The sequence below is a fragment of the Algoriphagus mannitolivorans DSM 15301 genome, assembly GCF_000429425.1.
Taxonomy (GTDB): Bacteria; Bacteroidota; Bacteroidia; order Cytophagales; family Cyclobacteriaceae; genus Algoriphagus; species Algoriphagus mannitolivorans.
Genome location: NZ_AUBV01000004.1, coordinates 32,686 through 50,443, shown reverse-complemented (window position 1 = coordinate 50,443; position 17,758 = coordinate 32,686). Strand labels below are relative to the sequence as shown.

19 protein-coding genes are annotated in these 17,758 nt (G+C 43.2%); 3 read left to right on the top strand and 16 right to left on the bottom strand.

Going from position 1 to position 17,758, the window contains the following annotated elements:
- Positions 1-127 precede the first annotated feature (127 nt).
- The 4 genes from G458_RS0102735 to G458_RS0102720 all read right to left on the bottom strand — a co-directional run bounded on the left by G458_RS0102735 (position 128) and on the right by G458_RS0102720 (position 4,109).
- Positions 128-991 (bottom strand): nucleoside phosphorylase, encoded by an 864-nt coding sequence (locus tag G458_RS0102735; RefSeq protein ID WP_026950545.1) that lies wholly within the window; start codon positions 989-991, stop codon positions 128-130.
- The gene (gene trhO / locus G458_RS0102730) at positions 969-1,967 is read right to left on the bottom strand and encodes an oxygen-dependent tRNA uridine(34) hydroxylase TrhO (RefSeq protein WP_026950544.1); all 999 of its coding nucleotides are present in this window, start codon (positions 1,965-1,967) and stop codon (positions 969-971) included. Before trhO ends, G458_RS0102735 begins: the two co-directional genes overlap by 23 nt.
- Before the next feature lie 153 nt (positions 1,968-2,120).
- Positions 2,121-2,756 (bottom strand): acetyltransferase, encoded by a 636-nt coding sequence (locus tag G458_RS0102725; protein WP_026950543.1) that lies wholly within the window; start codon positions 2,754-2,756, stop codon positions 2,121-2,123.
- Between the two features lie 57 nt (positions 2,757-2,813).
- Entirely contained in the window at positions 2,814-4,109 is a 1,296-nt protein-coding gene (locus G458_RS0102720) for a DUF2851 family protein (RefSeq protein ID WP_026950542.1), read from the bottom strand.
- 98 nt (positions 4,110-4,207) lie between these two features.
- On the opposite strand from G458_RS0102720, the gene G458_RS0102715 reads away from it, so the two are divergent.
- Positions 4,208-4,492, top strand: a complete 285-nt coding sequence (locus tag G458_RS0102715; RefSeq protein WP_026950541.1) for a hypothetical protein — start codon at positions 4,208-4,210, stop codon at positions 4,490-4,492.
- Here G458_RS0102715 and pyrF read toward each other — a convergent pair.
- The 10 genes from pyrF to G458_RS0102660 form a co-directional block, all read right to left on the bottom strand.
- Positions 4,489-5,307 carry an orotidine-5'-phosphate decarboxylase gene (gene pyrF / locus G458_RS0102710; RefSeq protein ID WP_026950540.1) on the bottom strand — a complete coding sequence of 273 codons (819 nt, stop codon included), beginning with the start codon at positions 5,305-5,307 and terminating at the stop codon, positions 4,489-4,491. The genes G458_RS0102715 and pyrF overlap by 4 nt on opposite strands.
- Before the next feature lie 85 nt (positions 5,308-5,392).
- Positions 5,393-6,271, bottom strand: a complete 879-nt coding sequence (locus G458_RS0102705; RefSeq protein WP_026950539.1) for a lysylphosphatidylglycerol synthase transmembrane domain-containing protein — start codon at positions 6,269-6,271, stop codon at positions 5,393-5,395.
- A gap of 10 nt (positions 6,272-6,281) precedes the next feature.
- Complete coding sequence (locus G458_RS20065) at positions 6,282-7,274, bottom strand: glycosyltransferase family 2 protein (RefSeq protein ID WP_051286985.1); 993 nt, start codon at positions 7,272-7,274, stop codon at positions 6,282-6,284.
- Between the two features lie 81 nt (positions 7,275-7,355).
- Positions 7,356-8,867 carry an ArnT family glycosyltransferase gene (locus G458_RS0102695; protein ID WP_026950538.1) on the bottom strand — a complete coding sequence of 504 codons (1,512 nt, stop codon included), beginning with the start codon at positions 8,865-8,867 and terminating at the stop codon, positions 7,356-7,358.
- A 62-nt stretch (positions 8,868-8,929) separates the two neighbouring features.
- Positions 8,930-9,235 (bottom strand): ribosome hibernation-promoting factor, HPF/YfiA family, encoded by a 306-nt coding sequence (gene hpf, locus G458_RS0102690; protein ID WP_026950537.1) that lies wholly within the window; start codon positions 9,233-9,235, stop codon positions 8,930-8,932.
- Between the two features lie 33 nt (positions 9,236-9,268).
- Positions 9,269-10,153: a tyrosine-type recombinase/integrase gene (locus G458_RS0102685; RefSeq protein WP_026950536.1), complete on the bottom strand. Its 885-nt coding sequence runs from the start codon at positions 10,151-10,153 to the stop codon at positions 9,269-9,271.
- Between the two features lie 120 nt (positions 10,154-10,273).
- On the bottom strand, positions 10,274-10,468 hold the full coding sequence (gene rpsU, locus G458_RS0102680; RefSeq protein WP_026950535.1) for a 30S ribosomal protein S21: 195 nt from the start codon (positions 10,466-10,468) through the stop codon (positions 10,274-10,276).
- A gap of 121 nt (positions 10,469-10,589) precedes the next feature.
- Entirely contained in the window at positions 10,590-10,838 is a 249-nt protein-coding gene (gene atpC / locus G458_RS0102670; RefSeq protein WP_026950534.1) for an ATP synthase F1 subunit epsilon, read from the bottom strand.
- 84 nt (positions 10,839-10,922) lie between these two features.
- The gene (atpD, locus tag G458_RS0102665; RefSeq protein WP_026950533.1) at positions 10,923-12,425 is read right to left on the bottom strand and encodes a F0F1 ATP synthase subunit beta; all 1,503 of its coding nucleotides are present in this window, start codon (positions 12,423-12,425) and stop codon (positions 10,923-10,925) included.
- A 150-nt stretch (positions 12,426-12,575) separates the two neighbouring features.
- Complete coding sequence (locus G458_RS0102660) at positions 12,576-13,061, bottom strand: C40 family peptidase (RefSeq protein ID WP_026950532.1); 486 nt, start codon at positions 13,059-13,061, stop codon at positions 12,576-12,578.
- A gap of 227 nt (positions 13,062-13,288) precedes the next feature.
- On the opposite strand from G458_RS0102660, the gene G458_RS0102650 reads away from it, so the two are divergent.
- Positions 13,289-13,528 (top strand): hypothetical protein, encoded by a 240-nt coding sequence (locus G458_RS0102650; protein WP_026950531.1) that lies wholly within the window; start codon positions 13,289-13,291, stop codon positions 13,526-13,528.
- On the opposite strand, the gene G458_RS0102645 is transcribed toward G458_RS0102650, so the two are convergent.
- Together G458_RS0102645 and G458_RS0102640 are read right to left on the bottom strand one after the other, a co-directional pair.
- Positions 13,529-14,290, bottom strand: coding sequence for a hypothetical protein (locus G458_RS0102645; protein WP_026950530.1), 762 nt, complete (start codon positions 14,288-14,290; stop codon positions 13,529-13,531).
- 120 nt (positions 14,291-14,410) lie between these two features.
- Complete coding sequence (locus G458_RS0102640) at positions 14,411-16,546, bottom strand: S9 family peptidase (protein WP_211234615.1); 2,136 nt, start codon at positions 16,544-16,546, stop codon at positions 14,411-14,413.
- Positions 16,547-16,753: 207 nt separating this feature from the next.
- On the opposite strand from G458_RS0102640, the gene G458_RS0102635 reads away from it, so the two are divergent.
- Entirely contained in the window at positions 16,754-17,737 is a 984-nt protein-coding gene (locus G458_RS0102635) for a D-alanine--D-alanine ligase (protein WP_026950528.1), read from the top strand.
- The last annotated feature ends 21 nt before the right edge of the window (positions 17,738-17,758 follow it).

Sequence of the window (17,758 nt, the reverse complement as noted above, 5' to 3'; positions counted from 1 at the left end):
AGAGAAAAATGTTTCGCTTTTACCGGATTCTCCAATAACCGGGCTCTCGCTAGGATAAACAGTTATAACCCTTGAGCAATGGTCACTCAAGGCTGTTTAACGAAAAAATAAATCGACGATAAAGTGCTTATTGGGTAAAAATATTCAGGGTTTTTTGAATCAAAGAGTCTACAGTTTTTTCGGCTTGGGCATCAAATTTTTTGAGTGGCCGATTGGCTACGATGGCATTCAAGCTGAGCATTTCGTGGCCCAAAAGTTTTCCCAATGCATAGTAGCCGGCAGTTTCCATTTCAAAATTGGTCGGTCTTTTTCCTTCAACCTGTGTTTCTGAGATGGTCTCAATTAAGGTTTCAAAGCGTGGCTTTAGCCGTACCTCCCGGCCCTGAGGCGCATAAAATCCGGGGCAAGTGACTGTAATTCCCCGTAAAAAGCTTTCATCGAGCTGGTTGAATAAAATATCCGACGCTGCAGCTTGGTAAGGAGTAAAAGGTAGTCCAAGGTTTTTTTGGATAGCAGTGGCCAATCCTTGATCTTCACAAAGCTCAGGGTAATAAGTCATCAGAGAATCCATTCCAATTCCGATTGCGGAGGCCAGATGAGACCCCACTGGAATGTCCGCCTGCATGCTTCCTGAGGTTCCGATTCGGATGATTTTTAGGGCTGATTTTTGGTCTTTGACTACTCTGGAATCCAAGTCAATATTGACCAAGGCATCCAGCTCGGTCATTAAAATCTCAATATTGTCAGTTCCCATGCCGGTACTCATCACGGTGATTCTCTTTCCGTTTTTCCAACCCGTATGAGTAACGAACTCACGTTTTTGAATCTTGAAATCCACTTGATCAAAATATCTGGACACCAAAGAGACTCGTTCTGGATCTCCCACGGTGAAAACAGTTGAAGCCAGGTGTTCTGGCTTCAAATGCAAATGGTAAATGCTACCATCCGAATTGAGGATCAATTCAGATTCAGGAATTTGTCTTTTCTCCATGTGTTACCAAGTCTTTGGATGCAGGGCGATGTAGGCCTTTGAATGGGTTGTATCCATTGGTGTTTTTCTGGTAATAACCTGTGCCGTCATAAGGTCGCTTTTCGGGATGCTCTTTGCACTCCACTGAGCAGGCTCCATCGAGTTCCCAACCGCATTTTTCGCAAATTGGAAGATGCTCATTGCACTTGGGATTGGCACAGTTGACCATGCGGTCAGAATTTGTTCCGCAAACGTGGCACTTGGAAATCACCTTAGGGTTTACCTTGTTGACATCTACCGCAATCCTGTTGTCGAATACATAGCACTTTCCTTCGAAGTCCTCTCCACCTGCTTCCATCCCGTACTTGATGATGCCACCATGAAGCTGATACACATCTTCAAAGCCTTGTTCCAAAAGGAAAGCAGATGCTTTTTCGCATTTAATCCCCCCGGTACAGTAGGTCAGAACTTTCTTGTTTTTCAGGTGCTCCAGTTCCTTCACTTTCTCGGGGAAATCACGGAAGTTATCGATGTCTAGGGTGATTGCATTTTTAAAACGCCCCAATTCGTGTTCGTAATTGGACCGCACATCCAGGATTACGACATCCTCCTGATCCTTGAGCTTTTTGAATTCTTCAGGCTCGAGATGTTTTCCAGTTCGCACGTTGGGATCCAGATGGCGAAGAGAGGAATGGACGATTTCAGGCTTGTAACGCACATGAATTTTTGCAAAAGCGTGCTTCTCGTGGGTGTCAATCTTGAACTCTGTCTTAGCAAATCTCGGATCCGAATGGATGTAGGCCATGTACTTCTCGCAGTCGGCATGAAGTCCCGAAACTGTTCCGTTCAATCCTTCATCAGAAATGATGATTCGGCCTCGGATGTTGTTTTCTACACAGAAGAGATGATGTTGCTCCCGGTATTCTTCGGGATTATCAATTTTGGCGTAGCAATAGTACAGCAGTATGCTGTAAGGTCTGTTGTTTGTGTTTTCCATAACTAGAGCCCTGTTTCGGCAGGGTGTTCGGATTGATGATTGATATATGTCCGATGCTTTATGTCCGATGTTTCACTTCATCATTCGGCGTTCAGCATTCATTATTCGTTATTTCTTTTATTTAATCTCAAATCTCAAATCTCAAATCTCAAATCATTTCACTTTTGCAGCCGGGTTACCGAAGACAGTTTCATTTTTACCTACAGAGGAAATCACCACAGATCCTGCTCCTACTCTCGCACCTTTTCCAATGGTGACACCTGCGACTATGGTGACTCCAGACCCGATAAATGCCCCTTCCTCAATAGTCACTTCGGCGTTGATGATTGAACCTGCACCGATCTGGACAAAGTCTCCGATTTTTACTTGATGGTCTAAGATCGCACCGGTATGGAAAATACAATGACTACCTACCACGGATCCAGCACCTATGCTCACATTGGCATTGATGAAGTTGCCATGTCCCAAAGCCGCATCTGTGGAAATGTAGGCTCTTTGGTGGATGGCATTCACAGGTTGCATTTTGCGATTTTCCTGAAGCATTTCCACCAGGAATTTCCGGTATTTGCTGTCGTCAACAGCTACAAAGGCTTCGGTTTTCTTTCCGATCAACTTCAAAAAGCCTTCGTCTTCGGTATGGCCTAAGACTGGGACATTGTTGATCTCGGTTCCATACATGCTAGAATCCTCATCCAGAAATCCGTACACAATGACCTGATTGCTGTTGAAGATTTCTAATGCTGGATGGGCAATCCCCTTTGCGCCCAGAATGATCACCGGTTTGTCCATGAATTGTGAGATTTTTGGACTGCAAAAGTACAGTAAATGCGGGGCTTGCGCAAAATTTCATTTGGATTGCCCCTTGAGCAGGCTTTGTCCAATCTTGCAGGAAAGACATTTTTGAGCTTGGCAATACCCACGGTACAATCCGATCATGCCTTGCGAATCAAAGGCATTTTCAGCTTTCCAGGCCTTCTCGGCATATTTTCGGATGATAAAATTATTCTCAGCAGGGATCGTCTGGAGTAAGTCAAAACATCGTTCCTGCCACTCCGACTGCTCAAAATATCTCCCATAAGCAAACCATATTGGCATGATGAAATTGATGACCAGCAACTCAAGAGTTGGGCCTGAGATGCCTTTGGAAGCTATTTTTTCTGTTGGAGCCCCAAAATTGTAATGGTGTTGCCAGTAGCTTGAGGGGCTCACTTGGAGCATTTTTTTGAAGCCAGAAAACTCCCGATTTTCCTCCATGACGGATTGAAGGAGGCTTGGACCTTGGGAAAGTATGGATGCAAGCTGTGCGATTCTCAAGGTTGGGAAATTGGTAGGCCTGGCTCCCATGAAAGACCATTGTGGGCGGGTGAGTCGGTGATTCCAGCCAAACTTTTTCTGATAAAAATCATACTCCTTAATCAGAAATTGGACATAGGGTTCATCAGACTTTTCGGGTAAAAGTCCGGCTTGTCCAAGTAGAATAGCTTCCAGAACCGGGAGCTGATTCCGATGTTTTTGGAGGATTTTATAGGAAACCAGTGTAGCAAGTTCGGACATCGGTACTTTGTTGACCTTAAAACCAAAGCAGGCGAAAAGCCATCGATAGGCAGTTTCCTCCCAGTCTCCTTTGGTATGCTCCAAAATTTCCAGGATATGCTGTGATTTTTCCTGAAGTCTTTCTACCAAAGCCTTTTCCAAGGCTGAAAAACGAACAATTTCAGGTACAGCCTGAATAGCATGAGCGCAGGGAAGATCGGATTTGAAGTCAAGGAGATTTTCATAATTTCTCCAGATCTCGAGAAAGATTTTCCCTTTCAATTCTAAAGTAGGCATGAGCGTGCCGTCATTGCGGCGTACTTCCCGGTCATTTTCCCATACTACATGAAGGATTACCGAATTATAAGCTGGATCCCCACCATGAGCGTGTTGTTTCCATTCTGAGGCCAAGCGATGGACTTCCACATGTCCATGAAGGGTGATTTTGTCCAATACAATCGTGGCATCTCTAAAATCAGGTCCTTCACCCTGATTGTGAAATCCTACATTATGGACTTGGATAGATTGGCCGTCTGTGGTTTTTAGTTCTTTACGGTCGAAGTACTGATACTTCCAGACCAGCTGTAAAAAGTCTTCTCTGAAATTCATAAAAATTTGAGGACTAAAAGTTTATGGAAAATAATAACTTTCCATTCTAAAATCAATTCTTTCCAAAATTGAAAATTCCAATATCTACCCCTCGCCAGATGGAAAGGTTACAGAAGCTCGATCTTTTGGATAAAAAGATCAATGCACAGCTAATGGATTGGGATCCGATAGGTGTGGGTAGGATGGAGGGATTTGAACATAACCTTTGGGAAGAATACCTCATGTACATTCCCAAACTGCGAGGTGCGCTTCAGAAAGGCGAAGCAATTAAACCAATATTAGACTGGATCGAAGGTGAGTCGATCGGAGGTTTTTTTACTTCTGAAGAAAGAAGAGTTGAAATTTCTCGGCAAATAGAGCAGTTAGGTTCGAAATATTTTTAGGACAAGTACGTATCTAAAAGCCCCTTCATCTCTTCTTGAAGCTTTTGGGCCTCCTTTCTGGCTACCTTGGCAAAGTCTTTTTCTCCTGACGCATAGATGATTCCCCGGCTGGAATTGACCAAAAGCCCGCAGTTGGAGTTCATGCCATATTTTGCAACTTCAGATAAGCTGCCTCCTTGAGCACCTACACCCGGAACAAGGAAAAAATGTTCTGGAGCTGCTTTTCTCACTTCTCCAATCAATTCTCCACGAGTAGCTCCCACGACATACATCAGGTTTTCAGGACTGCCCCAGGCTTGGCTTTTTTCCAACACGGATTGATAAAGTGGTTTACCATTTTGCCCTTCTATGAGCTGGAAATCCATAGATCCTGCATTTGAAGTCAGGGCCAGTAGGATGACCCATTTATTTTCAAAATCCAGAAAAGGAGTCACCGAATCCTGCCCCATGTAAGGCGCCACGGTGATCGAATCGAAATTCATGGTTTCAAAAAAGGCCTTTGCATAGAGCTTGGAAGTGTTTCCGATGTCTCCACGTTTAGCGTCGGCAATAGAAAACGTATCGGAGGGAAGAATTTCCTGGACTTTTTGTAGAGTTTCCCATCCCTTTGATCCCAAAGCTTCAAAAAAAGCAATGTTGGGTTTATAGGCTACCGCAAAATCTGCTGTTTCCTCTACAATCTGTCTGCAAAAACTGAAAATCGGATCAGGTTCCGAAAGCAAGTGAGCTGGAATTTTCGCCAAATCTGGATCTAAGCCTACACAGAGAAAGGAGGATTTTTGTTGGATTTGGGAGAATAGTTCAGCTCTGTTCATGTTTTTGGATTTGTGGCAAAGGTAAAAATTTAAAAAAGGTCAGGACACCTCTTTGCCCAAATAAAGGGAAAGGTTTTTTGAAAAATCAGCCTTCCTTCAAATCCACTTTAATTCCAGCTCCTATCAAGGAAACTCCGGCTGAAATCAGGAAAAAGATCAAACTGAAAGCCACGGCTGCCGTCTCTTCGATTCCTGCGTAAGTGTGGGCATATACAAAAACCAATTCCCTAGCACCCACTCCTCCGATGGTCAAAGGAAGTACAGCCACGATGGAAGAAAGTAAAAATACCAGCTGATAGGCCAGAATCTTTTCCTCGATTCCTAAAGCCAATAGAATCATCCAAGCACAGAGCAGCTGTAAAATCTGCCCCGCAAAGGACCAACTATTTCCTGTCCAAAAGGAGGGAAGAAAGTCTTTGAAAAAAAGCTTTTGCACTAGCCAGAAAGCAGGCAGGGTCAAAATCAACCCAGCAATCATCAAACCATTCCAAAGATCGCTTTCTAAAAAATCCAGGCGGATGTCTACCCAAAGAAACAGCGCAAATAACAGGAAAACTATGGCGACCAATCCACCCAGCCTATCCAATAGTGCTGACTGAACCAGCTTTTTTATGGGAGTTTTGAAATGCTTATTCAGCAAATACACTTTGTATCCATCACCGCCGATTCCCCCGGGAAGAAAAAGGTTGTAAAACATTCCGATGAGGTAAAGCTTCCAGTTTTTTAGCTCAGAGAGATGAATTCCAATGTTTTTAAAATATTGGTTCAAGCGGATGGATGTAGCGATTTTGCTAAGCACAAAAAGAATGACTGCGGGAATCAGCCAAAGAAATTGGATGGATTGAGCTAGGTCCCAAAGTTGACGGGTGTCGATTTTCCGAAATACCAGATAAAGTGCCAGTCCCGTCAGCAGGAGTTTGCCTGCTGTCTTGGCCTTTTTCGGAAATCGGGATTTTGCTTCCACTGCTCGGGGTTTATTTTTCTTCTGGGGTAGGGATAGCTTGAGGGCGGTCTAGTTTGGAGACAAGCAGCCCCTGATAAACTGAGCGAATGGTATAGGTTTTCTTATTCTGCGATTCAAAATAGGTTCGGACGATGATTTCAGCTATTATTCCTGTGGTAATCAATTGAATGCCGCCCAAAATCAGAATAAAGCCTAAAATCATGATAGGTCGTCCCCAGATATCCTCACCCATTAATTTCACGATGAGTAAGTACAGACTGATCAAGGACCCTAGGAAAAAGGAAATCAAGCCTAAGCCTCCAAACAGGTGGATGGGCCGTTGGAAGTATTTTTGGAAAAACAGCATCAAAATCAAATCGGCCAAAACCTTGAAAGTTCGGCTCAATCCATATTTGGATGTTCCGTGAATTCGAGGATGATGTTTGACATCGACCTCGGTCATTTTTGCGCCTTGCTGCTTAGCTAAGACGGGAATGAAGCGATGAAGCTCTCCATACAAGCCCATGTTTTGGGCAATTTCGGCCTTATACACCCGTAGGGTACAGCCATAGTCGTTAAGGTAAACTTTGGTGGTGTTTCGGATCACCCAATTGGCGATTTTGGAAGGGAATTTTCTCAACACAAAACCATCCTTTCGTTTGGCTCTTCTTCCTGCCACTACATCCCAGTCCTCGTCGATAGCCTTTTGAAGCATAGTGGGGATGTCTGTCGGGTCATTTTGCAGATCTCCGTCCATCGTGGCGATGTAGGTACCTGTCGCGCTGTCTATCCCAGCTGCCAAGGCTGTGGTTTGTCCGTAGTTTTTATTGAAAATGATCAGCCGGGTCCGGTCATTGGCATATTTCTTTACCTCCGAGACAGTGCCATCTGTAGATCCATCTTCGATTAGGATTATTTCATAGTCAATACCGGAAAGTGCACCGTAGGTTGCCTCAAGAAGAGGTTGGATGTTTTCTTCTTCATTATAGACCGTAATGACTACGGAAAGTAAAGGCTTGCTCATGAGGTCAAAATTAAAGCGCAAAACTACCCATAAATCCCACCGGAATCAAAAGTGATGATTTAGAGTATCCTTGCTGTTGAATTAGTAGGAAGAGGTATTCACGGGATTATATTCCAAAAGATGCTCCCAGATTTGGATTTTTGACTTGCCCATAGGTTCATCTCCAAAATAATAGGGAAGCTCTTCCTCATGGATTAATCTTGCAAATTTGGCAACCTCTTGTGGGCTTTCCTGATTTCTGGAGACAAAAATGAATCGGCCTTGTTTTCCTACCTGAAGGTCCATTCCCGGCCAAAGATCCCATTGATTTTTTCGACTCCCCATATTGATTACCAGAGTTTGGGGATGAGAAGGCATGTAAAAGGCCAACTCTGAAGCCGTATGATAGCTTTCGCTGAAGATCACAGGGTTTGATCCTCCAAGGCTATCTGCCAAAGCTTGGACGCGTAAGCCAAGTTCTTCATAGCCCAACATCCGTTTTACCAAAGCTTTTTCTCCTTGGGAAATCGGGCCGGATGATTTCCAGTTTCCAAAATTTGGGATATATAGTAGAATTATAAGGATAAGGCTCAGTCCTGTGGCTAGGTTTCTGTATTTTTTCCAAGAAGGAGAAAGGGATACCAATACCGGAGCAAGGAAAACAGCAAAAGTGCTGTAAGTGAATCCCGGCCAGTTCACTTCCACCCAAGTCTTAAGACTCAGTGCGCCAAAGCCCAAAAAGGTCAAAAGTCCAGGTAGGGCCAGGAAAAATGAAGTTTCATTCTTGGTTTTCACCAATCGTTTAAATGCCAATAGGAAAAATGGAAGGAAGAATAAAGATACCATGGCCAATTGCCCTCCTAAGTATTCGGAAGTTCTCGCCAAAAGCAAACCAAAATCAAAGTTTTGAGTGCCTCCTGAATTTGCACCTCCCAAGGTGGCAATATGTCTGAAGGTGTAGAAGTCGTGTTGGAAGTTCCAGATGATGCCGGGGATAAATCCCAATAAAGAGATGACACCAAAAAGCAGGAAATTTGGGAGATGCTTTTTCCAGGACCCTAGGATCATTAAATAAAGAAATCCAGCAGGGAATATCAAGAGCATGGTGCTTTTGGAGAGGATTCCCAAGGCTGCTGCAATCCCAGTTAAAACCCAGTATTTTTTCCCTTCTGAATGGATGGCGAGGTATAATCCATACCAAGCAAGGATCCAGAAAAATGACATGGAAGTATCTGTGGTATGAAAAGTAAACTCCAAAAAGGTAATGGGCATTGCTAGAAAAACGGTTCCTGCCCAAAACCCGATTTCTGAGGATTGATAGACCTTTTTTGCAAAAGAGTAAATAAGACCTGCGGAGAAAAAGCCCAAGATTGCGGGGGTCAGCCTAATAGCAAATTCGGTATGTCCAAAAGTGCATGTGCTTAGGTAGTTTAATACCGCTACCATGGGAGGCTTTGAATAATATTGCCAGTCTAGATTTCTTGACCAAAGCCAGTATTGGGCTTCTTCGGTAAAGAGATCAAGATCAGGGCGCAATGCAAAAAGTAGCTTAAAAACAACTAGGGAAGCATTGATTATCCAAAAAAGCAACGTGTAGGACCCTTGATTTTTCATTCGGCAAAGATGAAAAGAAAAACCCCCAGTTGCCTGAGGGTTTTGATAAAAATTGACCGGATTTATTGTTTAGCCAGAACGACTTTTTCTTTGAATTTCTTGATCTGTCTTCTGAGTCCTTCTACAGCTTCATCAGCAGCGGCTTCGAAAGATTCATCTTGGTGTTTAGCAAAAAACTGCTTTCCAGGAGTGTTGAGTTTGATTTCAACGATTTTATTTGCGTTTTTCTCATTTTTGTCAAGTCTCATAAAAACCTCACCGTCAATGATTCGGTCATAAAAGGTATCCAGCTTGTCCGCTTTTTTCTGAATAAAGTCGATCAATTTTTGATCCGCGTCGAAGTGGATAGAGTGCATCTGCAGTTTCATAATAATTGCATTTAGGGTTGAACAATAGATTAATTATGCTTTAGGATGTGCCTGTTCAAACACAGCCTTAAGTTTTTCCATAGTGTTGTGGGTGTAGACTTGGGTTGCGGCCAAATTAGCGTGGCCCAGAAGGTCTTTTACCGCATTAAGGTCGGCTCCTTTGTTAAGTAAGTGGGTGGCAAAGGTGTGGCGGAGCAAATGGGGACTTCGTCGCGTGTTTTGCGCAAAAAGATCCAAATACTGTCTGACTATCCTGTAGATCATCATCGGATAACTTTGCTCCCCCTTATTGCTCACAATAAAATAGGAATTCCCATCAAGTTTTGAAAATCTTTCCTGAAATACTTTTTGATACAAAAGGATATTTTGTTTCAGTGATTTTGTGATTGGAATAATTCTTTCTTTTTGTCTTTTACCGAGCACCTTTACCTGATCCTCGATCAGGTTAATGTCTTTCCATTTTAATCCGATCAGTTCCGAAAGTCTGACCCCTGTAAGGTATAAAAACTCCATTATCATCTTGTCCCGTTGTCCTTCAAAAGTATCCGAATAGACTTCTTCACTTAAAACGGAAGAAATGGATTCCTCCTGCACAAATTCGGGAAGTTTTTTGGGGGTTTTAAGGGATTTTAACTTATAGGTAGGGTCCATGCTGATCACTTTAGACCTCATGAGGAACTTATAATAGGACCTTAGGGTGGCCAGCTTCCTGTTTACGGTCGTGGCACTAAGGCCCTGTTCTACCAAATCAATAATCCAAGCTCTAAGCTCTGTATGGGTGCAGAACTCCAATGCTGAAATTTCAAAGGAGATGCTCACAAACTCCGCCGCTTGTTCCAGATCCTTTTTATAGGCCAATACTGTATGAGCGCTACTGCGCTTCTCGAATTCCAAATAATTGATAAAAGAATCGATCATGTGATGCTCTTGCTTGAATTAAGGTAGGGGAAAAATCAGGAAGATCCACTGACAAAAATCATTCAGGCAAAAAAAAACCTGCTCAAAGGAGCAGGTTTCTATGTGTCAAATCAAAGTGAATTACTTGTTAGCTTCGTTTTGAAGTCTTTGCTTGTAAGCAGCTTTGATAACTTGATCTCTTCTTTTTACGGAAGGTTTGGTGAAAGCCTGACGGGCTCTAAGTTCGCGAACCGCACCGGTCTTGTCAAACTTCTTTTTAAAACGCCTTAGCGCTTTTTCGATGGATTCGTTCTCTTTTACGTTTACAATGATCATAAGTATACACCCCCTTTCGTGGGCACAAATGTAGGGAAATAATAATTAAATGACCAAGGTTCATCAAAAGAAAAAGTCCAACCCGAAAGAGTTGGACTTTTCCAATTATTTATTTTTGAGATTAGCTGACTACTTTTTCAGCTAAAACCATAATTACATTTTTGTTCACTTCTACCACTCCTCCTTCTACCAGCATCGTGACTTTGCCTCCTTCTTTGGTGGTGAAGGAAATATTGCCTTTTGCCAACGCAGATACAATCGGAGCGTGGTTGTTCAAGACCTGAAAAGCACCGGATGCCCCAGGGAAGCTCGCCTCTGTCACTTGGCCTTCGAAGACCTTCTTGTCTGGAGTGATGATTTCTAACTGCATGTTTGTTTAGTTATTGAGTAAACAGTTATTGAGTTAATAGGGAGACTGATGCTCCTAATCACTAATAACCAGTAACTAATTTTCTTACTTAACTTCAGCCAACATCTTCTCGCCCTTAGCGATTGCATCTTCGATGCTACCTACCAAGTTGAAGGCTGCTTCAGGAAGATGATCCAATTCTCCGTCCATGATCATGTTGAAGCCTTTGATGGTGTCTTTGATATCAACCAATACACCTTTCAAGCCTGTAAACTGCTCCGCAACGTGGAATGGCTGAGACAAGAATCGCTGAACTCGACGAGCTCTGTGAACGACCTGCTTATCTTCCTCAGAAAGTTCTTCCATACCCAAGATGGCGATGATGTCCTGCAATTCTTTGTATCGCTGTAGGATTTCCTTCACTCGCTGAGCACAGTTGTAGTGGTCATCACCCAAGATGTCTGGAGAAAGAATTCTGGAAGTAGAATCCAAAGGATCCACCGCTGGGTAGATACCCAATTCTGCAATCTTTCTAGACAATACTGTGGTAGCGTCCAAGTGCGCAAAGGTTGTCGCTGGAGCCGGGTCAGTCAAGTCATCCGCAGGTACGTAAACAGCCTGTACGGAAGTAATGGAGCCATTCTTAGTGGAAGTAATTCTTTCCTGCATGGCACCCATTTCGGTAGCCAAAGTAGGCTGGTAACCTACTGCAGAAGGCATACGTCCCAAAAGTGCGGATACTTCAGAACCTGCCTGAGTGAATCGGAAGATGTTGTCAATAAAGAAAAGGATGTCCTTTCCTTGTCCTGAACCATCACCGTCTCGATAGTATTCAGCAAGAGTCAAACCTGTCAAGGCTACTCGAGCACGTGCTCCTGGAGGCTCGTTCATCTGACCAAACACGAAGGTTGCCTTGGAGTCTTCCAATTTCTTCATGTCAACTTTGGAAAGATCCCATCCGCCTTCTTCTTCCAAGCTATGGATAAAGTCTTCACCGTAAGTCACGATGCCAGACTCGATCATTTCTCTCAAAAGGTCGTTTCCTTCACGGGTTCTTTCACCTACACCGGCAAATACGGACAAACCAGAATAAGCTTTGGCAATGTTGTTGATCAATTCCTGAATCAATACCGTCTTACCTACACCGGCACCACCGAAAAGACCGATTTTACCTCCTTTTGCATAAGGTTCGATCAAGTCGATTACTTTGATACCTGTGAATAATACTTCGGTAGAAGTGGAAAGATCTTCAAATTTTGGAGCAGATCTGTGGATAGGGAGTCTCTTACCGGCTGGTACCTGAGGCAAGCCATCGATGGCTTCACCCACCACGTTGAAAAGACGGCCTTTGATAGCTTCTCCGGTAGGGACTGAAATGGGCTGACCCATGTCTTTCACTTCCATACCTCTTACCATGCCTTCGGAAGAATCCATCGCGATGGTTCTTACGCGGTCTTCACCCAGATGCTGCTGAACCTCCATAACCACCACTTGGCCGTTTTCTTTGGTTACTTCCAATGCGTCTAGGATGTTTGGCAGCTTGCCGCCTTCAAAGGAAACGTCCACTACGGGCCCGATTACCTGAGTTATCTTTCCAATATTTGCCATTTGATTAGATGAAATGTAAAAAGGATACGCTTTCTTAATTCGAGCGCAAAATTAGGCAGAAAAGCTTAATACCAAAGGATATTTGGAAAATAAATCCTCATTGAATCCACTTGATTTTAGATCTATCCATTTTTTTGAGCAACAGGCACTTTATTCCAAAATCCTCGTAGCGAACAGGAAGGCTTTTTTCCAATAGCTATTGCTCATATAATCTTCCGAAACGCCCAAAGAGGTGGAGGCATGAATAAATCTGACATTTTCTTTCGAGACCTCTGTGACAATTCCTGAATGGCTGACCTGATTTTTTCGCCTTCCGGTGGCAAAAAAGAGTAGGTCTCCGGGGCGAACTTCTTGCAGTTTGATTCGCTTTCCTACCTTGCTCTGGTCAGCAGACATTCTGGGAAGATTGATTCCAGCCGCATAATAGGCATGAAAAACCAAGGCTGAACAGTCCATTCCGCTTCTGGTGGTTCCCCCATACTTGTAGGGCGTCCCGTAGTAAGATTTGGCTGTTTGGATCACCGTGAATGCCGGTGAATCCTTAGGGATTTTCTTTTTGGATTTGCAACTCTGGAAAAATAGACAACCCAACACAAGGGTCAGGAGCAAGCCTTTAAAAATGCGTTTTTGATTCACGAACTCTGGTTTAGTTTCTTTCCAAGTTTACCGGTTGGAAAATTACAATTCAATAGTTAAGGAAAGAATTACTCAGGATTTTATTGTGAAAAACCTGAGTAAAGTTGGGCTTAATCGCCAAAAAGATGAAATCCGGCTTTTGCATCGGACAGGGTTTTGATTAAGGAATTCCAAGGAATCGAAACCATTTTGGTTAAATTCATGTCTGAGAAGTAAAGTTGATCTGAATGAGCCGAGAAGAGTTTCTGCATATGCCCTTACACCAAAAAATCAAAATCCTTTTTATGGAGGGGACATTTGTGGTGGCTATCCGATATTACGGGCATAAAATCAATCTCTACCTGCTGGAGGATGAGTATATTGAAGTTTTTTACAACCACAAGTTGGATAAAATTGACAAGATCGACTTTCTTCCCCGGAATCACAGCCGGATGAAGTTTTACCTGGATCAGATTAAGATTGATTGATTATTTCGCCCAATCTGGAATATCCTCTCGGAAAGCCAACCTTAATTTACCATCTAAGGGCTGTCTAAATACATAACCTTCACCATTTACAATCTCGTACATTTGGATTTTAAGTTCAAATTCCACGAGAAGCAGCCGTTTTTGTTCTCCCTTATTATTAGTAAAAGTACCCTCTCTTTGGCTTATTACCCGAAGGTAGTTGTCGGTTGGTATTTCAAATTTTCCCTCATGAAAAAAAGGATTGTAAAGCCCTGACTCGAAAGGTCTTTGAGCTCCCTGCGGAACATAGTAAACCTGAAAGAAATCAGGGACTGCTCCAAAATCCTCTTTATTGTAATTAAAGTCTATCACACTTATTTTCTTTTCCCCTATTTTCAAAATCTCCTTCACTTTGTCAAAGGAGTAGATTTCTTCGAAGACAAACTTGGAATTAAACTCGCTAGTGGCTTGATCCGACCACTTTAACTCGGGAAGCCTTATGTAGATCTCAAATCCTCTAGTAGTTTCTTTAATTTTCAACAGATGGGTGGCTACATTACCTTGGTAAATTGTTCCATTTCCATCTTCGTCAGTTTTGAAATTATATACGATTGGGATGCTTTCTGCCTCAAAGTTGGTTTCGAAGTTTGAGGTTTCCCCGTCTGGAAGTGTTCCTTCAAATCCCACTTGATCAAGTAGGTTTTCAGGTTCTTCATTGTCTTGGCAAGAGAAAAGGATAAAGCATAAAAGCAGTGTAGGGAAAATTTTCAATGCATATTTCATAAAGGCTGATTTTGGTTAAGAAAAAGTATTTTGAGTCAGGACGTTTAGTTCTCAGCTATCGCTACAATAAAAAACCGCAGAATTTTCATCCTGCGGTTTTTTGTTTTGAGTTCGGAGGTTTTACAACTTTCTCTTCAAGAAATCTGTCATCTGAGTATAGAGGTGCCAAGTGGTATTGCCCCCATAGATCCCGTGATTTCTGTTGGGATAGTAAAAGGTCTCAAACTGCTTGTCTGCCTTGATCAAGGCATCAACCAAATCCACGGAGTTTTGGAAATGTACATTGTCATCACCAGTTCCATGGATCAATAGAAAGTTTCCTTTTAGCTTGTTCACATGAGTAATGGGGCTATTTTCATCGTAACCCGCTGGATTAAGCTGTGGGGTCTGCAAGTACCGCTCGGTGTAGATGGTGTCGTAGTATCTCCAAGTGGTGACCGGAGCCACGGCGATGGCGGTTTTAAATACTTCATTTCCAATCATCAGGGAAAGGGAGGACATGTAGCCTCCATACGACCATCCCCAGATACCGATTCGTGCTGGATCGACGAATGGCATTTTGGCAAAATACTTCGCTCCTTCGATCTGGTCGATGGTTTCCAGTTTGCCTAAATTCGCGTAAGTGGAATGCTTAAAGTCACGGCCTCGCGCTCCGGTACCCCGATTGTCCACACAGGCTACAATGAATCCTTCTGCTGCCAAGGCTTGATGCCAAAAATCCCGGGTTCCTCCCCAAGAATTCAGGACATTCTGTGATCCTGGACCTCCATACACATACATCAAAACCGGATATTTTTTCGCTGGGTCAAAGTCGGCCGGTTTGATGATGTAGCCATTCAGTTCTGTACCATCTACTGTTGGGAAGGTGAAAAACTCCTTTTTCCCCAAGGCAAATCCTGCGAGTTTTTCTTTCAAGGCCTGATTGTCTTCCAATACTTTGATCTCTTTTCCTGCAGCATCATTGAGGGTGACTTTTACCGGGTTGTTTGCTGTAGAATAGTAGTCGATGAAAAACTTATGATCTGGGCTCATGTTGATGGTATGGCTTCCTTTTGCAGGAGTAAGCATCTTTTTGCCCTTTCCGTCCAGATTGATCACATAGAAGTTTCTTTCCAAAGGAGATGCTTCGGTGGAAAGGAAATAGACTTTTTTGGCTCTTTCATCGATTCCAACCATAGAGGTAACTTCCCAATTGCCCGTGGTAATTTGACGGATTAGGCTGCCGTCCAAATTGTGGTGGTAAATGTGCTTGAATCCATCTTGCTCAGACGTCCGGATGAAGGTTTTTCCATCACTGAGGTATTGAAGATCATCATTGTAATCCAGATCTACGTAGGTTTTGGAAGTCTCGGAAATGATCAATTTGCTTTGACCCGTTGAGGCATTAGCATGAAAAAGATCCAATTGATTTTGAAGTCTGTTCATGCGGATAAAGGCCAAGGTGTTGGCGTCTTTGGTCCAGTAGATTCTTGGAAGATAAATGTCAGTTTCTGCGCCTGCATCTATTTTTTGTGTTTTCCCAGAGTTCAAATCAAAAATATGAATGGAGACTTCTGAGTTTTTTTCACCCGCTTTGGGGTATTTAAACTTGTAATCCTCAGGATATAGAGGTCCCCAAAGCTGCATGTTGAATTCCGGTACCTGAGTTTCGTCAAATCGGATAAAGGCGATCTTTTTGCCATCTGGAGACCATTTGAAGGCCTGAGCCATGGAGAATTCTTCCTCATATACCCAGTCCGCAGCTCCATTGATGATTTTGTTCCATTCTCCGTCTGAGGTGATTTGAGTGAGCTTATTGCCGGCCAATTCTACCATGTACAGGTTGTTGTCCTTGACAAATGCAACTTTATCATTGTCCGGAGAGAGGGTCGCATAGGAGATTTTTTCTCCGTTCATCAGCTGCTGCTTTTGTCCAGTTGCCAAATCCACCACATAAAAAACACCCTTGGAGGAACGTCTGTAAATGGATTCTACATCAGTGGCAATAAGCGCTCTGGTCTCATCTGAATTGAAGGAATAGCTTGAGAAGTTCACTCCCAATGCTTTTCCATCCAAAAGAACTCCCGCTTCGGCTCCGGTGGCCAAATTGATCTTGACTACTGCAGGGGCCCCATTTCTTTGTACTAATGAACTGTAAAACTGTCCGTCTTTCATCCAATTGATGCCATAGACAGATTTTTGGGAGAAGGTTCCTTTTTTGAAGACGTCTTCAAGGGTGACTTTTTTCAGGCTTTGCGCCTGCGTGCTGAGGGCCATTCCGATCGTCGCGATCCAAGCCAGGCTCAGCACTTTCCAACTTTTAATCATATTGTCTTGATTTGGGTAAAATTCTATTGGTAGTGAGGGCGAATATAGGAAACCTCAAACTAACCCTCCAAGGGTTTCGTACCCTTGGAGGGTTTTACAGAAAACTTTGGAGTCTAAACGGAAAATTAGCTATTTCGTACCTAGATTTTCCCCACCATGAAGAAGAAAATTGCCTTAGTGACCGGAGGCTTTACCGGAGAGTCAGTCATTTCCCTGAAAAGTGCCGCCGTAGTCGAAAAAACCATCGATCGAGAGAAATATGATGTGTATAAAATCCTAATCTATCCGGGGGATTGGCATTTTGTTTCTGCCTCTGGGGAGAAAATCCCTGTGGACCTGAATGATTTCAGCATTGCCATGGGAGATGAAAAGATCAAATTCGATGGAGTCTTCAATATTCTACATGGCTCACCGGGTGAGGACGGGAAACTTGCAGGGTACTTTGATATGTTGGGCATTCCCTACACGACATGCGATCAACTGACCTCTGCCATCACCATGAACAAGGGCTACACGAAGGCGATTGTGCAGGATATTCCAGAACTGAACTTGGCCAAGTCCATTCAGTTTTTTGAGAATTCCCATGAAAACCTCTCCAAAATTAAAGCTGAGCTTACTTTGCCTCTATTTATCAAACCGAATAATGGAGGAAGTTCCATTGGGATGAGTAAAGTAAAAACCTGGGAAGAGTTGCCTGAGGCTTTGGAAAAGGCATTTGCTGAAGATAAACAGGTCTTAGTGGAGGAGTTTGTTAGTGGGAGAGAGTTTTCGATTGGTGTTTTTAAAGGGAAAGGAAAAATCACTGTTCTGCCCGCAACCGAAATTGTGAGCAGCAAGGAGTTTTTTGACTACGAGGCAAAATATGTTCCCGGAGTCTGTGAAGAAATTACCCCGGGCCGCATGAATGAGGAGGAAATCGAGCGGGTAGGAAGAGTGGTCACCCAAGTCTATGAAAAGCTCAATTGTAAGGGTGCGGTGAGGATTGACTATTTTCTACAGCAGGAGACTTCCAAGTTTTACTTCATCGAGATCAACACGGTTCCCGGCCAGACTGAAACAAGCCTGATCTCCCAACAGGTCCGTGCAATTGGGATGGAAGTAAAAGATTTTTACACCCAGTTGATTGAGGAGATGTTTTAAAAATTAGGATATCCTGATAGA